The sequence below is a fragment of the Streptomyces sp. NPDC094034 genome (assembly GCF_040303865.1).
GTDB lineage: Bacteria > Actinomycetota > Actinomycetes > Streptomycetales > Streptomycetaceae > Streptomyces.
The window spans coordinates 225058-242123 of record NZ_JBEOUD010000005.1 but is presented as its reverse complement, the minus strand read 5'-3'; the positions used below and the strand labels follow the sequence as shown (position 1 = coordinate 242123).

Below are 17066 nucleotides of genomic sequence, written 5' to 3'. Positions count from 1 at the left end.
GTGGGGCGGCCCGGCACCGGCTCAGCGAGCTGATGCGAGTGGGTGGTGGGGACTCATGCCCCGCTGGTGACAGTCCGTTGACGGGTGCACCTGTCGACTGGGGCGGACGAGCCTGCCACCTGCCCCCAATGTCCTGTTTTGGAGGGGGCTTTGGGGAGTGCTCCGGCGGGTCATGCGTCCTGAGTTCGGTTAACCGGGCCCCATGACGCATCACCCCCTCCGACAGGCCCAATCGGCGCCTCACCAGTCACACCCGCCCCATTACCCACGGTCCGGGGCGGGGAAGTGGCCGGGGCTGGTGCCCCGCTGTCTGGGCGTGTGGGTAGTGGGGTGGGTGTGACTCATGGGGCGGCCAGTGGGCCGGTCAGGGGTGGCGATGTGCCGTGGGGACGGCTTAACCGAACCCAGGACACATGACCTGCCCGGGGCCCCTGGAATGGCCCGCCAAACTGGGACATAGGGGGCGGGTGGCGAGTCCGTCCCCCTCAGGCAACAGGTGCACCCGTCAACGGGCCGTCACCAGCGGGGCATGAATCCCAACTACCCACCCGCATCAGCTCGCTGAGCCGGTGCCGGGCCGCCCCACTCCACTCCTGCGCAGCCCCGCAGGGCCCACCGACCTGCGGTCGGCAACCGGCCCCCAGCACATGGGAGCTTCCCCGGGGACCCCTCCCCCCGGGCCGCCCCCCTCAAAGCAGCACTTGCGGTGGAGGGTTGGGAGTCAAGGGTGACCGAAGGTCATCGGCTTGCCGACGCGACGAAGGAGCGCCCTTGACGCCCAACCCGCAACCGCGACACTCAAACCCAGGGGCGGCCCTCACCCGACACCACACCCCCCGGCCCACTCCGGATACCTCTTGGTCCTGGCCCGTAGTTGAAGTCCCCGCTCAGACACGGGGCATGAGTCCCAGCCCCTCCCCGACCGTCAGTCGCTATGCCGGGGCCGGGCCGCCCCACTCCACTGCCGCGCGCCCCGCAGGGTCCACCGGCCCGTGGCCGGGATCCGGCCGTCGGAACGTGGGAGCTTCCCCGGGGACCCCTCCGCGGACACCACACCCCCCGGCCCACCCCGACTACCCCTCGGTCCTCACGTCAGCAAGAACGCCGTCGCCTTCGCCGTCCAGCGCTCCCCCGCCATGAGGTTCCCGAGGCCCGTCCAGGCGAAGTTCATCAGCGTCGCCGCGGCCTCCTTCGCCGAGACGCCCGGAGTCTCGTTCGCCCACGCCGCGAGCGACTCGGCGGCGCCCACCAGCGCCTGCGCCAGCCCGGCCACATCCCCGTCGCTCAGATCAGGCGCGCCGTGTGCCTCGCGGGCCGTCGCGCCGATCAGTCCCGTCACATAGGCGACCAGCGCGTCCCGCATCTTTGTGACCTCGGCGGCGAACGGCTCGCCGGACGTACGCGCCAGCCGGTGCAGTACCGCCCAGCCGTCCGGGTTCTCCGCGGTGTGCGCGAAAAACGCCACCAGCCCGGTCCACAGCTGCCGGTCGGCCGGCGCCCCCGGCTCGACGCCCGCCGTCACCGCCGCGACCAGCGCCTCCGACTCGCGCCGGATACACGCGATGAACAGCTCTTCCTTGGAGTTGAGATAGAGATACACCAGCGGCTTCGAGACGCCCACCAACTCGGCGATCTCGTCCATCGAGGCCGCGCTGTAACCACGCTGCCCGAAGGTGCGCACGGCGGCGTCCAGCATCTGCCGTTCGCGCTCTGCGCGCGGCATCCGCTTGCCCTTGCCGGCGCTCACCGCACCCACGTCGGACTTCCTCCCGCCCCGCCGACAGTCCCGCCGACAGTCCCGCCGTTCCCCAAACCCCGGTAAGCCTACGGTCCGTGGGAAGCGCGGAGACCGGACCCGAGGATCAGGCGGTCGACCGCCCGCAGACCGTTCGCACAGGCAGACCGTTCGCACAGGCAGACCGCTCGCACAGCACGTCGCCCCCGGCCTCGGCGGAGGACGGGGGCGATCCGAGGTGCGTTGCGCGTATGTGCGTTACGCGGGGACCGGGACGCTCGCCTCGCGCTTGTCGTCGGCGCTGTCGTAGTCGTCCACCGGCGACGCCGAGGCCGAGTTGTACGCGTCGTGGTCGAGGATCTTCTCACGTGCCGCGACGATGACCGGGACCAGCGCCTGGCCCGCCACGTTCGTGGCCGTGCGCATCATGTCCAGGATCGGGTCGATCGCCATGAGCAGGCCCACGCCCTCCAGCGGGAGCCCCAGCGTGGAGAGGGTCAGCGTCAGCATGACCGTCGCGCCGGTGAGGCCCGCGGTGGCCGCCGAACCGACGACCGAGACGAAGGCGATCAGCAGATAGTCCTGGACGCCGAGTTGGACGTCGAAGATCTGCGCGATGAAGATCGCGGCGAGCGCCGGGTAGATCGCGGCGCAGCCGTCCATCTTGGTCGTCGCGCCGAACGGTACGGCGAAGGAGGTGTACTCCTTCGGGACGCCGAGCCGCTCGGTGACCTTCTGGGTGACCGGCATCGTGCCCACGGAGGAGCGGGAGACGAAGGCGAGCTGGATCGCGGGCCAGGCGCCCTTGAAGAACTGGAGCGGGTTGACCTTGGCGACGGTGGCCAGCAGCAGCGGGTAGACACCGAAGAGCACCAGCGCGCAGCCGATGTAGACGTCGGCGGTGAAGGTCGCGTACTTGCCGATGAGGTCCCAGCCGTAGTCGGCGATGGCGAAGCCGATGAGGCCGACCGTACCGATCGGGGCGAGCCGGATGACCCACCACAGGGCCTTCTGGAGCAGTTCGAGGACGGCTTCGCTGAGGGTGAGGATCGGCTGGGCCTTCGGGCCGAGCTTGAGGGCCGCGATGCCGGCGACGGCGGCCATGAAGACGATCTGGAGGACGTTCAGTTCGGTGAACGGCGTGATGACGTCGGTCGGCACGATGCCGGTCAGGAAGTCGATCCAGGACCCGGAGCCCTCGGGCGCCTTGCCGTCCTTCGGGGTGAGGCCGGTGCCCGAGCCCGGGTTGGTGATCAGGCCGATCGCGAGGCCGATGGCGACCGCGATCAGCGACGTGATCATGAACCAGAGCAGGGTGCGGGAGGCCAGCCTGGCCGCGTTGTTGACCTTGCGCAGGTTGGTGATCGACACCAATATCGCGAAGAAGACCAGCGGCGCCACGGCCAGCTTGAGCAGCTGGACGAAGATGCTGCCGATCTTGTCGAGGGTGGTGTAGAGCCAGCTGATGTCCTGGCTGCGGGCGAGCCAGCCGAGCAGGACACCGAGGACGAGACCGGCGACGATCTGCGCCCAGAACGGGATCTTGGGAAGACGGGGGCCGGGTCTTGGATCAGCCGGCTTCTCGGGGACGGTAGACGCGGAGTTCGCGGACACGAACACACTCCAGACAGGACGTATCGGGGCCATACGGACAGGGGTGCGGCGCTCGTGCTTCGAAGGGCTCGGGAGGGTGAGGACTCGGGAGACTCAGAAGGGGCGCCGCTGCATGATGCCGGGTCAGACCACGCGGCAACAGACCGCGGACATACAGCGGCACAGATCGACATGCAGGCGCGCCACGAGCGGGATGCCCCGGTGGCGGCGGTGACGCACTGCTGTCTTCATATCGAGCACATTAACACTTGAACTTTGGGAAGCTCAAAGGACTTCTTTGGGGCCCGAAGCGCCGGAAAGAGGCCGGAAACAGTGGCGGAAAGTGGCCGAAAAGACCAGGAAACACGGCACCCCAGCCCTGGAGGGACGGCTCCGGAGCTGGGGTGTCGCGAATGTGAGAAAGCTTACGTGGCGCTTATGTGGCGCTCACGTGGGGCGGCTTGCCGCTGTGGCGCTCACGTGGGGCGGCTTGCCGCTGTGGCGCTCACGTGGGGCGGCTTGCCGCGGCCTCGGCGGCTACTGGGTGACACCGTCCTCCTGGGCGCGGTTCGCCTCCAGCCGCGTCTTCGCGCTGTCGACCTTGCCGACGATCTGCGCGGACATCTCGTCACGCTGCCTGCGCAGCAGCACGAAGCTGAGCGGCGCCGAGATCACGATCGCGAGCAGCAGCACCCAGATGAAGTTGGAGTCGCCGAGCCCCTTGGGCAGCACACCGAACTGGACCAGGCCGGCGACGACCACGAAGCAGCCGGCGAAGATGCCCAGACGCATCGCGGTGTACCGGATCGTGGCGCTCGTCTTCGAAACGGTCACAGCGGGCCCTCTCTCTTCCTTCTCTTCCTGGCGTACTGACGTCGCCGCAGGTCCGGCGTCGCGGTATGTCCGAGTCCTACCAGTCAAGCACGGCGCGTTCAGTACCGGTTCAGCGGGAGCAGCATGGTGATGTCGTCACGGTCGTCACCAGGGGCGACCCTGATCGCGTCCGGCACCCGCCCGACCTCCTTGTAGCCGCAGGAGGCGTAGAACCTGTCGACGCCCGTACCCCCGCGGCAGGTGAGCCGGATCGCCTCGATGGAGTCGATCCCCCGGGCGGCGTCCGCGGCGGCGGCCATCAGATCGCGGCCGTACCCCTTGCCCTGGTGCCGGGGGTGGACCATCACGGTGTAGAGCCAGAGCCAGTGCCGCATCAGCCGGTGGGTGTTGAGCGTGAGGAACGCCGTCGCGGCGACGGCGCCGTCCTCGTCGTACCCGACCAGCAGCCTGACCCGGCCCTCGGCCATGGCGGTGAGGTGCTTGACCAGTTCGGGCCGTATGTCGTCCACCGTCACCGGCGGTACGAATCCGACGGCACCGCCCGCGTTGGAGACGTCCGCCCAGAGAGCGAGGAGTCCGTCGCGCAGGGCGGGGTCCACCGCCGGATCCAGCTCGAATATGAGCGCCATCGTGTATGCCCTCTCAGACCCGTACGCGGTCTCAGACCCGCATGGGCTGCGGGGACTCGCGGCGGCCGGCGTCGGGGCCCGGGTACTCCCGGATGATCTCGTACCGGGTGTTCCGCTCGACGGGCCGGAAGCCCGCGTCGCGGATGAGGTCGAGCAGATCCTCACGGCCGAGCTTGTTGGGCGTGCCGTAGTTGTCGGCGTCGTGCGTGATCTTGTACTCGACGACCGAGCCGTCCATGTCGTCCGCGCCGTGCTGGAGGGCGAGTTGGGCGGTCTGGACGCCGTGCATCACCCAGAAGACCTTGACGTGCGGAACGTTGTCGAAGAGCAGCCGGGAGACCGCGAAGGTCTTCAGCGCCTCCGCGCCCGTGGCCATGGTCGTACGGGCCTGGAGGCGGTTGCGGATCTTGCCGTCCTTCATGTCCACGAAGTCGTGCTGGTAGCGCAGCGGGATGAAGACCTGGAAACCGCCGGTCTCGTCCTGGAGCTCACGCAGCCGCAGTACGTGGTCGACGCGGTGCCGGGGCTCCTCGATGTGCCCGTACAGCATCGTCGACGGGGTCTTGAGCCCCTTCTCGTGCGCGAGCCGGTGGATCCGCGACCAGTCCTCCCAGTGGGTGTTGTGGTCGACGATGTGCTGACGGACCTCCCAGTCGAAGATCTCGGCGCCGCCGCCGGTCAGCGACTCCAGACCGGCCTCGATCAGCTCGTCGAGGATCTCGGAGGCCGACAGGCCGGAGATCGTCTCGAAGTGGTGGATCTCGGTGGCGGTGAACGCCTTGAGGGAGACCTGCGGGAGGGCTTCCTTCAGCGCGCTGAGCGAGCGCGGGTAGTAGCGCCACGGCAGCGTCGGGTGGAGGCCGTTGACGATGTGCAGCTCGGTGAGGTTCTCGCCCTCCATCGCCTTGGCGAGGCGGACGGCCTCCTCGATGCGCATCGTGTACGCGTCCTTCTCGCCCGGCTTGCGCTGGAACGAGCAGTAGGCGCAGGAGGCGGTGCAGACGTTCGTCATGTTGAGATGACGGTTGACGTTGAAGTGGACGACGTCACCGTTCTTGCGCGTGCGCACCTCGTGCGCGAGACCGCCGAGCCAGGCCAGATCGTCCGACTCGTACAGCGCGATGCCGTCCTCACGGGTCAGCCGCTCGCCGGCCCGGATCTTCGCCTCCAGCTCGCGCTTGAGACCCACATCCTGAACAGATGCAGTCATCAGGCCGCCTCCCACTATGTCTGCCAAATCGTGCCAGTCGAGACTACGCCCCTCACGGAACGAGAACGACGCGGCCCATGCTGACGCGCTGTTCGAGCAGGTCATGCGCGCGGGCGGCCTCGTCGAGCGGCACGCGCGCATGGATCACGGGCCGTACGGAGCCGTCGGTGACGAGCCGGACGAGCAGCCGGACGCCCTCTTCCACGAGCGCGGGAGCGCCGCGCGCCATGGTGGCCATGCTGAAGCCGGTCACCTGCCGCATGCCCATCAGATCCATGAGCGGGACGGCCGGCTGCTCGCTGTCGCCGCCGGACGCGCCGTAGACGACGAGCCGTCCGTACGGCGCGAGGAGCCGCACATCGTCGAGGAGCCCGGGGCCGCTGACGCCGTCGAGGATCACGTCAACTCCCGCCGCTCCGGCGGCCTCACGGACCCGCGCGGGCCAGTCGGGCCGGGTGTGGTCGACGGCCGCGTCGGCGCCGAGCGAGCGTACGAAGTCCAGTTTGCGCGGTGAGCCGACGGTGGCGATGACCCGTGCCGCGCCCAGGGCACGGGCCGCCTGTACGGCGATATGGCCGACCGCGCCCGCGCCCGCCCGCACAAGTACCGTCTCGCGGGCGGTCAGCCGCGCGGTCTGGAGGAGATGCACCGCGACCCGGCCGGTGGAGCCCAGCAGCGTGGCCTCCGCGAAGCCGAGGCCGTCGGGCAGCGGGAGCACGCGCGCGGCGGGGGCGGCCACGAACTCCGCATAGGCGTCCTGGGCCCGCCATACGACGACCCGCTGTCCCGGCTCGATCCCGGTCACGCGGTCGCCGACCTCGACGACCGTGCCGGCGACATCCGTGGAGGGGCAGTGCGGCAGCGGCGGGGCGCCGAGCGGGAACGTGCCGAGGCGGCGCTGTACATCGGCGTGATCGACGCCGATGGCCGCCGCGCGGACGAGCACGCCCTCGGGGCCGTGGGCGGGCGGCTCGGCCGTCTCCGTCCGCAGTACCCGGGACGGGCCGTACTCGTGGTGACGGACGATGCGCACGGTCGCTTCCCCTTCCTCAGCAACCCTTGTCGGCAGCCTCTGTGAGCAGCCTTTGTGAGCAGCCTTTGTGAGCAGCTTTTGTGAGCAGCTCTTGTCAGCAGCTTTTGTCAGCTGCCGCCGGGCGGCCACTCGACCCGGGCTCAGGCGCCTGGGTCCGATGCCGTCCCGGGCCCGGGACGGCATCGGGCGGAAGCGGAGTCGGCCCTGTCGGCCCGGCCGTGTCAGGCCTCCTCGGGCAGTTCTCCCACCCGGTTCTCCCACTTGGTGGAGAGCACGATGGTGGTACGGGTCCGGGAGACGCCCTTCGTACCGCTCAGCCGGCGGATCGTCTTCTCCAGGCCGTCCACATCGCTCGCGCGGACCTTCAGCATGTACGAGTCGTCGCCCGCGATGAACCAGCAGTCCTCGATCTCCCCGAGATCGCGCATCCGGCGGGCCACGTCCTCGTGGTCGGCGGCGTCGGAGAGCGAGATCCCGATCAGCGCGGTGACGCCGAGGCCGAGCGAGGCCGAGTCGACCGTGGCGCGGTAGCCGGTGATGACGCCCGCCGCTTCGAGACGGTTGATGCGGTCGGTGACGCTGGGCCCGGAGAGCCCGACGAGCCTGCCGAGCTCGGCGTACGAGGCTCTGCCGTTCTCCCTGAGGGCCTGGATGAGCTGCCTATCCACGGCGTCCATATGCCTGAAGCCTTCCATTAATCAGCAATCTCGCAAGGTTACGTGTAGAATCTAAGGCATGCAGGGCTGAAGCCCTGCGAATCTTTTAGACGATCAACGATGATCCTTCGAACTTTCAGGAGTGAGACCCACCGTGTACACGATCGAGATGGCCTACGCCCAGATGCGCTCGCTTCAGGAGCAGGCCAGCCGCTCGCGTGTCCATCAGGCCGTCACCACGGGCCGCGCAGGCGCTGAGAAGGCCGGTCGCTCGCGGCGCCGCGCCAAGAAGCGCTGAGCGGCCACCCCCAAGGCCCCTGTCCGTCGATGAGGACCCTGGCCGTCCTCATCACCGCGAGAGCCCGCCAAGCTCTCCCTCCCAACGGCGGTACAGCCGGTGCGGCACCCCTGCCGCGTCCAGGACCCGCCCGGCGACGAAGTCCACCAGATCCTGGATATGTGTCGCCCCCGCGTAGAACGCCGGAGAGGCGGGCAGCACCACGGCGCCCGCCTCGTCCAGCGTCACCAGATGTTTCAGCGTCTGCCCGTTGAGCGGCGTCTCCCGCACGGCGACCACCAGCGTCCGCCGCTCCTTCAGGGTCACGCTCGCCGCGCGCTGTAGCAGATCCTTCGAGAGACCGAGCGCCACCCCGGCCACGCTCGCCGTGGACGCGGGCACGATCAGCATCCCCTTCACCGGGTACGAGCCCGAGGAAGGGCCGGCCGCCAGATCCCCGGCCGACCAGTGCCGTACGTCGTCCGCGCCCGCGTCCCGGCCCAGCTTCACCTCGAAGGCGTCCGGCTTGCCGTCCGCGCCGCGCGCCAGCCAGGTGCGCAGATCGTCCCGCCAGCGCGCGTCCCTGAAGGCGACACCCGTCTCGTCGAGCAGGGTCAGCCGCGCTGCCCGGCTGACCACGAGATCGACGCTCTCCCCCGCGTCCAGCAACCCTCGCAGCACGGCCGCGGCGTACGGCGTCCCCGACGCCCCCGAGACGCCGACGACCCAGGGCCGCCGGGGCTGTCGCGGGCTGTGCTCGTCTTCGTACGATCCGGGCTTCACGGATCCGAGCCTATCCGGCGGCCCGGGGCAGGAACCGATGACCGTACCCCGGACGTTCACCAGGGCAGAAGCACGGGAACACGGACAGGGAGACATCCCGACAGACCAGCAGTGACCAGAGGGGGGCCGCGATGTCGTATGGGACCGCCGGCACGACCACACGAAGCCGGACGTCACGGATGAAACCGGCCGCGGCCGTCATGATCGCCTGGGTCGCGCTGCTCTGGGTGCTCGAAGCGGTGAACGGCGCGACGGGATCGCTCAGTACCTACGGACTGAGCCCGCGCGACGTCGGCGAGCTGCGCGATGTCATCCCGATGGCCTTCCTGCACCACGGCTACGACCATCTGGTGTCCAACTCCCTGCCGCTGCTGGTGCTCGGCTTCCTCGCCGCGCTGACCGGTCTGCGGCGGTTCGCCGCCGTCGTGTTCACGATCATGGTCGTCGGCGGCCTGGGCGTCTGGCTCACCGCCGCCGACCACACGGTCACGGCGGGCGCCTCCGGGGTGGTCTTCGGGCTGCTCGGCTATCTGCTGGTGCGCGGCTTCGTCGACCGGAACGCGGTGGACATCGTGACCGGTCTGCTGGTCCTCGCGTTCTACGGCTCGGCCCTGTGGGGCGTTCTGCCGACCAACTCGGCCGTCAGCTGGCAGGGTCATCTCTTCGGACTGATCGGCGGCGTGATGGCCGCGTTCATGTTCCGCAGGCCGCCCCCGCTGAACGAGCGAATAACGGCCCGGGGCTGACGCGAACAACGGCCCGGGGCTGACGCCGGACAGCCTGGAGACAGCGGCCAACGCACAGCCGGCCAGGGCCTACAGCGTCAGGCCTCGCACCAGGAGGTCCAGCAGCGCGGCCACGAAGAGAATTATCCCGATGAAGCCGTTCACGCTGAAGAACGCGCGATTCAGCCGGGACAGATCGCCCGGCTTCACGATCGAGTGCTCGTACAGGAACGCACCGGCGACGACGGCCAGCCCGGTCCAGAAGAACGCCCCGGCGTCCGTGGCCAGCGCGTACCAGACCAGCAGCGCGACGGTCACGACATGGCATGCGCGCGCCCCGTACAGCGCCGCCGGGATACCGAAACGGGCCGGTACGGACAGCACGCCGTGCGCGCGGTCCGCCTGGACGTCCTGGCAGGCGAAGATCAGGTCGAAGCCGCCGATCCAGATACCGACCGCGAGACCGAGGATCACCGCCTCCCACGACCAACTGCCGGTCACCGCCAGCCAGGCGCCGACCGGACCTATGGCCTGCGCGATACCGAGGATGGCGTGCGGGAAGTTGGTGAACCTCTTCCCGTACGGATAGACCACCATCGGGATCACGGCGATGGGTGCGAGGGCGAGACAGAGCGGGTTGAGCGCCGCCGCGGCGCCGAGGAAGATGACGACGGCGATGAGCGCGCCCGTCCACGCGGAGCGCACCGACACCGCGCCCGTGACGAGTTCGCGTCCCGCCGTGCGCGGATTGCGGGCGTCGATCTCGCGGTCGATGATCCGGTTGCAGGCCATCGCGAACGTACGGAGCCCGACCATCGCGAGGGTGACCAGCAGCAGCCGGACCCAGTGGACGTTCCCGTCCAGCCGGAACATCGCGGTGAGCGCGGCGATATAGGCGAACGGCAGCGCGAAGACCGAGTGCTCGATCATCACCAGCCGCAGAAACGCCCTGGTCCTGCCCGGTTGCGGTACGGCCGCCGCCGCACTGGTCACAGCCCGTACTCCCGCCACCGCCGGTCGACCTTCGCCGCCGTCTCCGGGTCGGACTCGACCATCTCCGGCCAGCCGCCGTCCCGGGTGTATCCCTCCTCGGGAAGCTTCCTCGTCGCGTCGATCCCCGCCTTGCCGCCCCAGAACTGCTGGTAGGAGGAGTGGTCGAGATGGTCGACCGGGCCCTCGACGACGGTGAGGTCACGCGCGTAGTCGGTGTTGCCCAGCGCCCGCCAGGACACCTCGTGCAGATCGTGCACATCGCAGTCCGCGTCGACGACCACGATCAGTTTGGTCAGCGACATCATGTGCGCGCCCCAGATCGCGTGCATCACCTTCTGCGCGTGCTTGGGGTACTTCTTGTCGATCGAGACGATCGCGCAGTTGTGGAAGCCGCCCGACTCGGGCAGGTGGTAGTCCACGATGTCCGGCACGATGATCTTCAGCAGCGGCAGGAAGAACCGTTCCGTCGCGCGTCCCAGCGGCCCGTCCTCCGTCGGCGGCCGGCCGACCACGATCGACTGGAGCAGCGGTCGTTTCCGCATCGTCACACAGTCGATGGTCAGCGCCGGGAACGGCTCCTGGGGGGTGTAGAAGCCGGTGTGGTCGCCGAACGGCCCCTCGGGCAGCATCTTGCCCGGTTCGAGCCAACCCTCGATGACGACCTCGGCGTTGGCGGGCACCTGGAGCGGCACGGTCTTGCAGTCGACCATCTCGATACGCCGGCCCTGGACGAAGCCCGCGAAGAGGTACTCGTCGATGTCACCGGGCAGCGGGGCGGTCGAGGCGTACGTCACGGCGGGCGGACAGCCGAACGCGATCGCGACGGGCAGCCGTTCACCGCGTCTGGCGGCCACCTGGTAGTGGTTGCGGCTGTCCTTGTGGATCTGCCAGTGCATGCCGATGGTGCGCCGGTCATGCCGCTGGAGCCGGTAGAGCCCGAGGTTGCGGATGCCGGTCTCGGGGTCCTTGGTGTGGGTGAGACCGAGGTTGAAGAAGGAGCCGCCGTCCTCGGGCCAGGTGAACAGCGCGGGCAACTGGTCCAGATCGACGTCGTCGCCGGTGAGGACCACCTCCTGGACGGGCGCGTCCTTGATCTTCTTCGGCGGTACATGCGCCACGGAGCTGAGCTTCCCGAACGCCTCGCGCACCCCGACGAAACCCTGTGGCAGCTCCGGCTTGAGGAGTCCGGCGATCTTGTCGCTGATGTCGCCGTACGACTTCAGCCCGAGCGCCTTGAGCAGCCGGCGGTCCGTGCCGTACACGTTCATGGCGAGGGGCATCGCCGAGCCGCGGACGTTCTCGAAGAGCAGCGCGGGCCCGCCCGCCTTGTTCACCCGGTCGACGATCTCCCCGACCTCCAGGTACGGGTCGACTTCGGCCTTGATGCGCTTGAGGTCGCCCTCGCGCTCCAGCGCCCGGAGCAGCGAGCGGAGATCGTCGTAAGCCATGCGGTCCAGTGTGTCATCCTCCACGGCGCGCACCGCCGGGGGCTTACCGTCGGCTTCGCGAGGCGAGCTGTTGACCATCCCGGACCGGCTCTGTTCGGTTACTCGCTACCCTGGTGTGGTCAGGGGCCGCGATCCGGTCTCGCTCTCCACTCAAAAGGGGACCTCCATGCTTCGGGTGCTGATGATTCTGGTGCCGTTGGCTCTCAGCATCTATGCCTTCATCGACTGCATCACGACCGATGAGAAGGAGATCCGGTACCTCCCCAAGCCCATCTGGGCGATTCTGGTGCTGCTTTTCCCGCTGGTCGGCTCCATTTCGTGGCTGATCGTGGGCCGCGAGCGGACGAGGGCGGTGCGTCGCGGCGGCTGGGTCGCGCCCGACGACAACCCGGAGTTCCTCAACTCCCTCAAAGAGGACCGGGAGATGGGCAAGGAGAAGGGCACCGAGAAGGGCACGGAGAAGGGTGGCGGCGCGGACGACACCCCGCCGAAGTCCTGACCGCCCCCGTCGAAGCCCGGATCCCTGAGCCCGGATCCCTGAGCCCTGACCGACAGTCGCCTTCAGACGCACGTACGCACATACAAGGGCGCCCCCCGCAAAGTCAATACCGCGGAGGGCGCCTCTTGATGTATCCGATGCACGCGCGTACCGGCGTGATACGCCCCGGCTCAAACGCCCGCGTACGAGTGCTTGCCGGTGACGAAGATGTTGACGCCGTAGTAGTTGAAGAGCCAGCAGCCGAGGGCGATCAGCGCCAGATAGGCGGCCTTGCGGCCCTTCCAGCCGGCGGTGGCGCGGGCGTGCAGGTAACAGGCGTACGCGACCCAGGTGATGAACGACCAGACCTCCTTGGGGTCCCAGCCCCAGTAGCGGCCCCAGGCGTCGCCGGCCCAGATCGCGCCCGCGACGATCGTGAACGTCCAGAGCGGGAAGACCGCCGCGTTGACGCGGTACGCGAACTTGTCGAGCGACGCCGCCGCCGGCAGCCGCTCAAGCACTGAGGTCGCGAAGGAGCCCGGTTTGAGACCGGCGGCGAGCTTCGACTCGTAGCGCTCACGGAAGAGATAGAGCACGGTGGTCAGTCCGCCGACGTAGAAGACCGCGCCGCAGAAGATCGCCGTGGAGACATGGATCCAGAGCCAGTACGAATGCAGCGCGGGAACCAACTGGTCGCTGTCGGTGTACAGGACGGTGATGGCGAGCCCGAGATCGAGCAGGACCGTGATGACGAGCGGTAGCCCGATCCAGCGGACGTTCTTCTTCAGCGCGAGGAGCGCGAGATAGACGCCTACGGCGACCGTGGTGAAGGTGATGTTGAACTCGTACATGTTGCCCCACGGGGCCCGCTGCACGGACAGCGCGCGGGCGACCACCCCGGCCGCCTCGATGCCCCAGGCGAGGACCGTGAGGGAGATGGCGATCCGGCCGTACAGATCGCCCTGTACGTCACCGCCGGCCGCACCGGGCCCGTCGGGCAGATCGCGGCTGCCGCTCGCGGAGCGGGTGATGACCTCCGGCCGCTCCAGGACGGCCGTGGCACCGCCCTCCCGCGCGGACCGTACCGTCACCGGCGGCGCCGTGGACGTCCGGTCGTCGCCGGTCAGCGCGGCGGCGGTCCTGGCGACCTTGCTGCGGCTGCCGAACAGCCACTCGGCCAGATACGCGAAGAAGGCCAGCAGGTAGACGGCCATGGCCGAATAGATCAGCACATTGCTGGTCTGCGCCAGGCTCTCATTGGTCGCTGTGGCGGCGAGATTCACTTCTCAGCCCCTTCAACAGTCTTTTCTGCGAGATCAGGCGCGCTGGGCGCCTCTGAATAGAGGGTGCCGGCCAGCTCGGCCAGTTCCTCGGGGAGCCTGGTGGACTCGCTGCGGCCGAGTCCCGCCATCTCGACGACGGTGACGCCGTCGGCGCCCCGTACGGCCCGGACCCAGACCCGGCGCCGCTGGATGAAGAGCGAGCCGGCCAGTCCCGCGATGGCGGCGATCGCACCGGCGAGGGCCCAGGTGTTACCGGGCTCGTGCGTGATCTGGAAGCTCGCCCACTCCTTGACCTCCTTCTCGAAGGTGATGGAGCCGGCGCCGTCGGGCAGCGTGAGGGAGTCGCCCGGCAGCAGAGTCTTCTTCAGGACATCGCCCTTGGCGTCCTTGAAGGCCGTCATCTTGTCGGTGTTCAGCTGGTACACGTTCTGCGGCAGCCCTGAGTCGACCCCGAGACTGCCGTGGTACGCGCCGATGTTGAGCACCGGGAAGTCGAGCGCGGGGAACCGGGAGAACATCTGTCCGGAGCCTTTCCCGCCGTACGTCGGCACGAAGAACGCGGCGAAGCCCAGCTGGTCCTTCTTGCCGTTCTTGTCGCGGTAGCCGTCCATGACCTTGATGGCGCCCGTGGACGAGATGTTGTTGTCGATCGGCAGCAGCGGGACCGCGCCCCGGAAGACCTCTTTGCCGCGGCCGTCCTTGACGGAGACGACGGGGGCGTATCCGTGGGCGATGAGGTAGACCTTCGAGCCGTCGAGCTTGAGGGGCTTGTTGACCTCGATGACCGACTTCTTCTCCGGACCGGTCGCGTCCGTGGAGTACCGGATGTCGGCCTTGAAGGTCCGGGGGGTGCCCAGTTGCGGCCCGCTGCGCTCGTACGTACCCGTGAACGCGTCCAGGGTGAAGCTGAACGGCGTCAGCTCGTCCGTGTCGAAGAGGGAGCCGGACTTGAAGTCGTCGTACTGCGTGAGGGTGTTGGAGAAGCCGTCGCCCTCGACGATCAGCTTGCCGCCCTCGTACTTGAAGAGCTGCCCGCTCGCGAAGGCCACCAGCATCACGATCAGCGCGATATGGAAGGCGAGATTGCCGGCCTCGCGGAGATAGCCCTTCTCGGCGGCAACCGCGTCACCGACGGTGTGCGCCCGGAAGCGGCGCTTCTTGAGGATCGCGAGCGCGGCCTCGCGGGCGGCCTCGGGCTCCGCGGTGGTGCGCCAAGTCGCGTACGCGGGCATGCGGTCGAGGCGCTTGGGCGCGCCCGGCGGGCGGCTGCGCAGCTGGCCGACGAACTGCCAGGTGCGCGGGACGATACAGCCGATGAGGGAGATGAACAGCAGGATGTAGATCGCGGAGAACCACACCGAGCTGTAGACCTGGAAGAGTTGGAGGTGCTCGTAGACCGGCGCGAGCGTCTCGTGCCGCTCCTTGAAGTCCTGCACCTTCATCTCGTCGACGCCGGTCTGCGGGATCAGTGAGCCCGGGATGGAGCCGAGCGAGAGCAGGAAGAGGAGGATCAGCGCGACCCGCATGGAGGTGAGCTGGCGCCAGAACCAGCGGAGCCAGCCGACGATCCCGAGAGTGGGGCCGCCGATGACGGTGTCCTCGCGCTCTTCGCGGGGAGCGGTGGAGAGGGCGCGGGCCTCACCGGCTTCCTGGGCTTCGCGGGCTTCATCGGCTTCCCGGGCTTCCCGGGCTTCGGAGGCGGCGTCCGCCGCTTCCGCCGCTTCCGCCGCGTCCGCCGCTGCTCGCCCGGCGGTGTCGTTCCCGGTCGCGGAGTCGTTCCCCGTCCCGGTGCCGGTTCCCGTGTCGTTCATGGACGCCTTGCTCATGGAACTAGATCCCCACCGTGAAACCGTCGGACCAGGTCTGCATGTCCTGCACGATGCTGTCCCACGCGCCGGTCAGCAGCGCCAGCCCGGTCAGGATCATCATCGCGCCGCCGATGCGCATCACCCATACGTAGTGGCGCTTGATCCAGCCGAACGCCCCGAGCGCCTTGCGGAACGCCACCGCCGCGAGCACGAACGGCACTCCGAGACCGAGGCAGTACGCGACGGTCAGTATGGCCCCTCGGCCGGCGCTCGCCTGGTCGAACGCCAGGGCGTTCACCGAGGAGATGGTCGGCCCGAGACAGGGCGTCCAGCCGATCCCGAAGAGCGCGCCCAGCACGGGAGCGCCCGCGAGACCGGTCACCGGACGCTTGTGGAAGCGGAATTCGCGCTGGGTGAGCCAGGGCATCATCCCCATGAAGAACACACCCATGAGGATCATCAGGACGCCGAGGACCTTGGAGAGGACTTCGCGGTGGTCCTGGAGAGTCCCGCCGAAGTAGCCGAAGAGCGCCCCGCCCGAGACGAAGACGGCGGTGAAGCCGACGACGAAGAGCGTGGCGCCGACGACCATCCGGCCACGCCGGGCGTCCGCCAGATCGGTGCCGCTGACGCCGGTGACGTACGAGAGATAACCCGGTACGAGCGGCAGCACGCACGGCGAGAAGAAGGAGATGAGCCCGCCGAGCAGGGCGATCGGCAGCGCGAGCAGCAGCGCTCCGCTGTAGACCGTCTCATTCATGCCGGGGGTGGCGGCGAGAACCTGCACAGGATCACTTCTCCGCGATCAGCGGGTCGATCATCTTGCGCAGCTTCTCCTCGTCGAGCGCCATCAGCGCGCGGGCCGCGATCTTCCCGTCCCGGTCGAGCACGATCGTGGAGGGGATGGACTGCGGGTTGAGACTTCCCTTGGGGAAGCCGTTGACGATGAGCTTGCCCGCCGGGTCGTACAGACTCGGGTACGGGACGTCGTAGTCCTTCTCGAACGCGAGCGCCGGGCCCTTGTTGGCGTCCCGGGTGTTGATCCCGACGAACGCCACGCCCTTCGACTCGGTCTCCTTGGCGACCTTCGCGAAGTGCGGGGCCTCGGCGCGGCAGGGCGGGCACCACGAGCCCCAGACGTTCATCACGACGATCTTGCCCTTGAGATCGGCCACATCGAGCCGCTTGCCCTCCAGGGTCTCCCCGGAGAGCTGGTTGGCGGGCTTGCGGTCGGCCGCCGCGACGGTGGAGATGCCGCCGGTGTTGGTGACGAAGTTGGTGTCACCGCCGCCGCCGGACTTGCCGCCGCCCCCGCAGGCGGAGAGCGTCAGGGCCGCCACGCCCACGACAACCGGTGGGAGGGCGCGGAATCGTCGCTCGGAGCGGCGTCGGGGAGCGCGGCCTGAGTTCATGTGAAAAGTTTCGCATGGGCGTTTCAGGGATCTTGCGCACCCCCCTGGCTGCCCGTAAAGCCCGTTGTAAAGAGGGGCGGGCGGGCAACAGCCAGGGGGCTGCTCAAGCGACGTGGTCAAGCGATGTCGTCAAGCTACGTGGTCAAGCGACCTGGTCAGGTGGTCTCCT

At 68.7% G+C, this 17066-nt stretch carries 17 protein-coding genes; 3 read left to right on the top strand and 14 right to left on the bottom strand.

The window, feature by feature from the left end; all coding sequences use genetic code 11:
- Window positions 1-1087 precede the first annotated feature (1087 nt).
- The 7 genes from ABTZ59_RS07815 to ABTZ59_RS07785 form a co-directional block, all read right to left on the bottom strand.
- Complete coding sequence (locus ABTZ59_RS07815) at window positions 1088-1723, bottom strand: TetR/AcrR family transcriptional regulator (RefSeq protein WP_351392359.1); 636 nt, start codon at window positions 1721-1723, stop codon at window positions 1088-1090.
- Between the two features lie 270 nt (window positions 1724-1993).
- A complete protein-coding gene (locus tag ABTZ59_RS07810; RefSeq protein ID WP_351392300.1) occupies window positions 1994-3349 on the bottom strand; it encodes a dicarboxylate/amino acid:cation symporter in 1356 nt (451 codons plus the stop codon).
- Between the two features lie 516 nt (window positions 3350-3865).
- On the bottom strand, window positions 3866-4120 hold the full coding sequence (locus ABTZ59_RS07805) for a DUF4229 domain-containing protein (RefSeq protein ID WP_503002327.1): 255 nt from the start codon (window positions 4118-4120) through the stop codon (window positions 3866-3868).
- Window positions 4121-4260: 140 nt separating this feature from the next.
- Window positions 4261-4791: a GNAT family N-acetyltransferase gene (locus ABTZ59_RS07800; RefSeq protein ID WP_351392294.1), complete on the bottom strand. Its 531-nt coding sequence runs from the start codon at window positions 4789-4791 to the stop codon at window positions 4261-4263.
- Window positions 4792-4822: 31 nt separating this feature from the next.
- Window positions 4823-6001: an aminofutalosine synthase MqnE gene (gene mqnE, locus ABTZ59_RS07795; protein WP_351392291.1), complete on the bottom strand. Its 1179-nt coding sequence runs from the start codon at window positions 5999-6001 to the stop codon at window positions 4823-4825.
- A gap of 52 nt (window positions 6002-6053) precedes the next feature.
- Complete coding sequence (locus ABTZ59_RS07790) at window positions 6054-7034, bottom strand: quinone oxidoreductase family protein (protein ID WP_351392288.1); 981 nt, start codon at window positions 7032-7034, stop codon at window positions 6054-6056.
- Window positions 7035-7255: 221 nt separating this feature from the next.
- The gene (locus tag ABTZ59_RS07785) at window positions 7256-7711 is read right to left on the bottom strand and encodes an Lrp/AsnC family transcriptional regulator (RefSeq protein WP_249948422.1); all 456 of its coding nucleotides are present in this window, start codon (window positions 7709-7711) and stop codon (window positions 7256-7258) included.
- Window positions 7712-7844: 133 nt separating this feature from the next.
- On the opposite strand from ABTZ59_RS07785, the gene ABTZ59_RS07780 reads away from it, so the two are divergent.
- Entirely contained in the window at window positions 7845-7988 is a 144-nt protein-coding gene (locus ABTZ59_RS07780) for a hypothetical protein (protein WP_351392362.1), read from the top strand.
- A 51-nt stretch (window positions 7989-8039) separates the two neighbouring features.
- Here the strand turns inward: ABTZ59_RS07780 and ABTZ59_RS07775 are convergent, their stop codons facing one another.
- Window positions 8040-8750: a UbiX family flavin prenyltransferase gene (locus ABTZ59_RS07775; protein WP_351392284.1), complete on the bottom strand. Its 711-nt coding sequence runs from the start codon at window positions 8748-8750 to the stop codon at window positions 8040-8042.
- 179 nt (window positions 8751-8929) lie between these two features.
- On the opposite strand from ABTZ59_RS07775, the gene ABTZ59_RS07770 reads away from it, so the two are divergent.
- On the top strand, window positions 8930-9496 hold the full coding sequence (locus tag ABTZ59_RS07770; RefSeq protein ID WP_351392281.1) for a rhomboid family intramembrane serine protease: 567 nt from the start codon (window positions 8930-8932) through the stop codon (window positions 9494-9496).
- A 69-nt stretch (window positions 9497-9565) separates the two neighbouring features.
- Here ABTZ59_RS07770 and mqnP read toward each other — a convergent pair whose 3' ends face one another.
- Window positions 9566-10468: a menaquinone biosynthesis prenyltransferase MqnP gene (mqnP, locus tag ABTZ59_RS07765; RefSeq protein WP_351392278.1), complete on the bottom strand. Its 903-nt coding sequence runs from the start codon at window positions 10466-10468 to the stop codon at window positions 9566-9568.
- Window positions 10465-11916 carry a menaquinone biosynthesis decarboxylase gene (locus tag ABTZ59_RS07760; RefSeq protein WP_351392275.1) on the bottom strand — a complete coding sequence of 484 codons (1452 nt, stop codon included), beginning with the start codon at window positions 11914-11916 and terminating at the stop codon, window positions 10465-10467. The genes mqnP and ABTZ59_RS07760 overlap by 4 nt, the downstream gene beginning before the upstream one ends.
- A 166-nt stretch (window positions 11917-12082) precedes the next feature.
- Here ABTZ59_RS07760 and ABTZ59_RS07755 point away from each other — a divergent pair, with 166 nt between their 5' ends.
- A complete protein-coding gene (locus ABTZ59_RS07755; RefSeq protein WP_351392271.1) occupies window positions 12083-12415 on the top strand; it encodes a PLD nuclease N-terminal domain-containing protein in 333 nt (110 codons plus the stop codon).
- Window positions 12416-12585: 170 nt separating this feature from the next.
- On the opposite strand, the gene ccsB is transcribed toward ABTZ59_RS07755, so the two are convergent.
- The 4 genes from ccsB to ABTZ59_RS07735 are packed head-to-tail and all read right to left on the bottom strand — an operon-like array spanning window position 12586 to window position 16897.
- Window positions 12586-13677: a c-type cytochrome biogenesis protein CcsB gene (gene ccsB, locus ABTZ59_RS07750; RefSeq protein ID WP_351392268.1), complete on the bottom strand. Its 1092-nt coding sequence runs from the start codon at window positions 13675-13677 to the stop codon at window positions 12586-12588.
- On the bottom strand, window positions 13674-15503 hold the full coding sequence (gene resB / locus ABTZ59_RS07745) for a cytochrome c biogenesis protein ResB (protein WP_351392266.1): 1830 nt from the start codon (window positions 15501-15503) through the stop codon (window positions 13674-13676). The genes ccsB and resB overlap by 4 nt, the downstream gene beginning before the upstream one ends.
- 4 nt (window positions 15504-15507) lie before the next feature.
- Window positions 15508-16245: a cytochrome c biogenesis CcdA family protein gene (locus ABTZ59_RS07740; protein ID WP_351392356.1), complete on the bottom strand. Its 738-nt coding sequence runs from the start codon at window positions 16243-16245 to the stop codon at window positions 15508-15510.
- A gap of 31 nt (window positions 16246-16276) precedes the next feature.
- The gene (locus ABTZ59_RS07735) at window positions 16277-16897 is read right to left on the bottom strand and encodes a TlpA family protein disulfide reductase (protein WP_351392263.1); all 621 of its coding nucleotides are present in this window, start codon (window positions 16895-16897) and stop codon (window positions 16277-16279) included.
- Window positions 16898-17066: the final 169 nt, after the last annotated feature.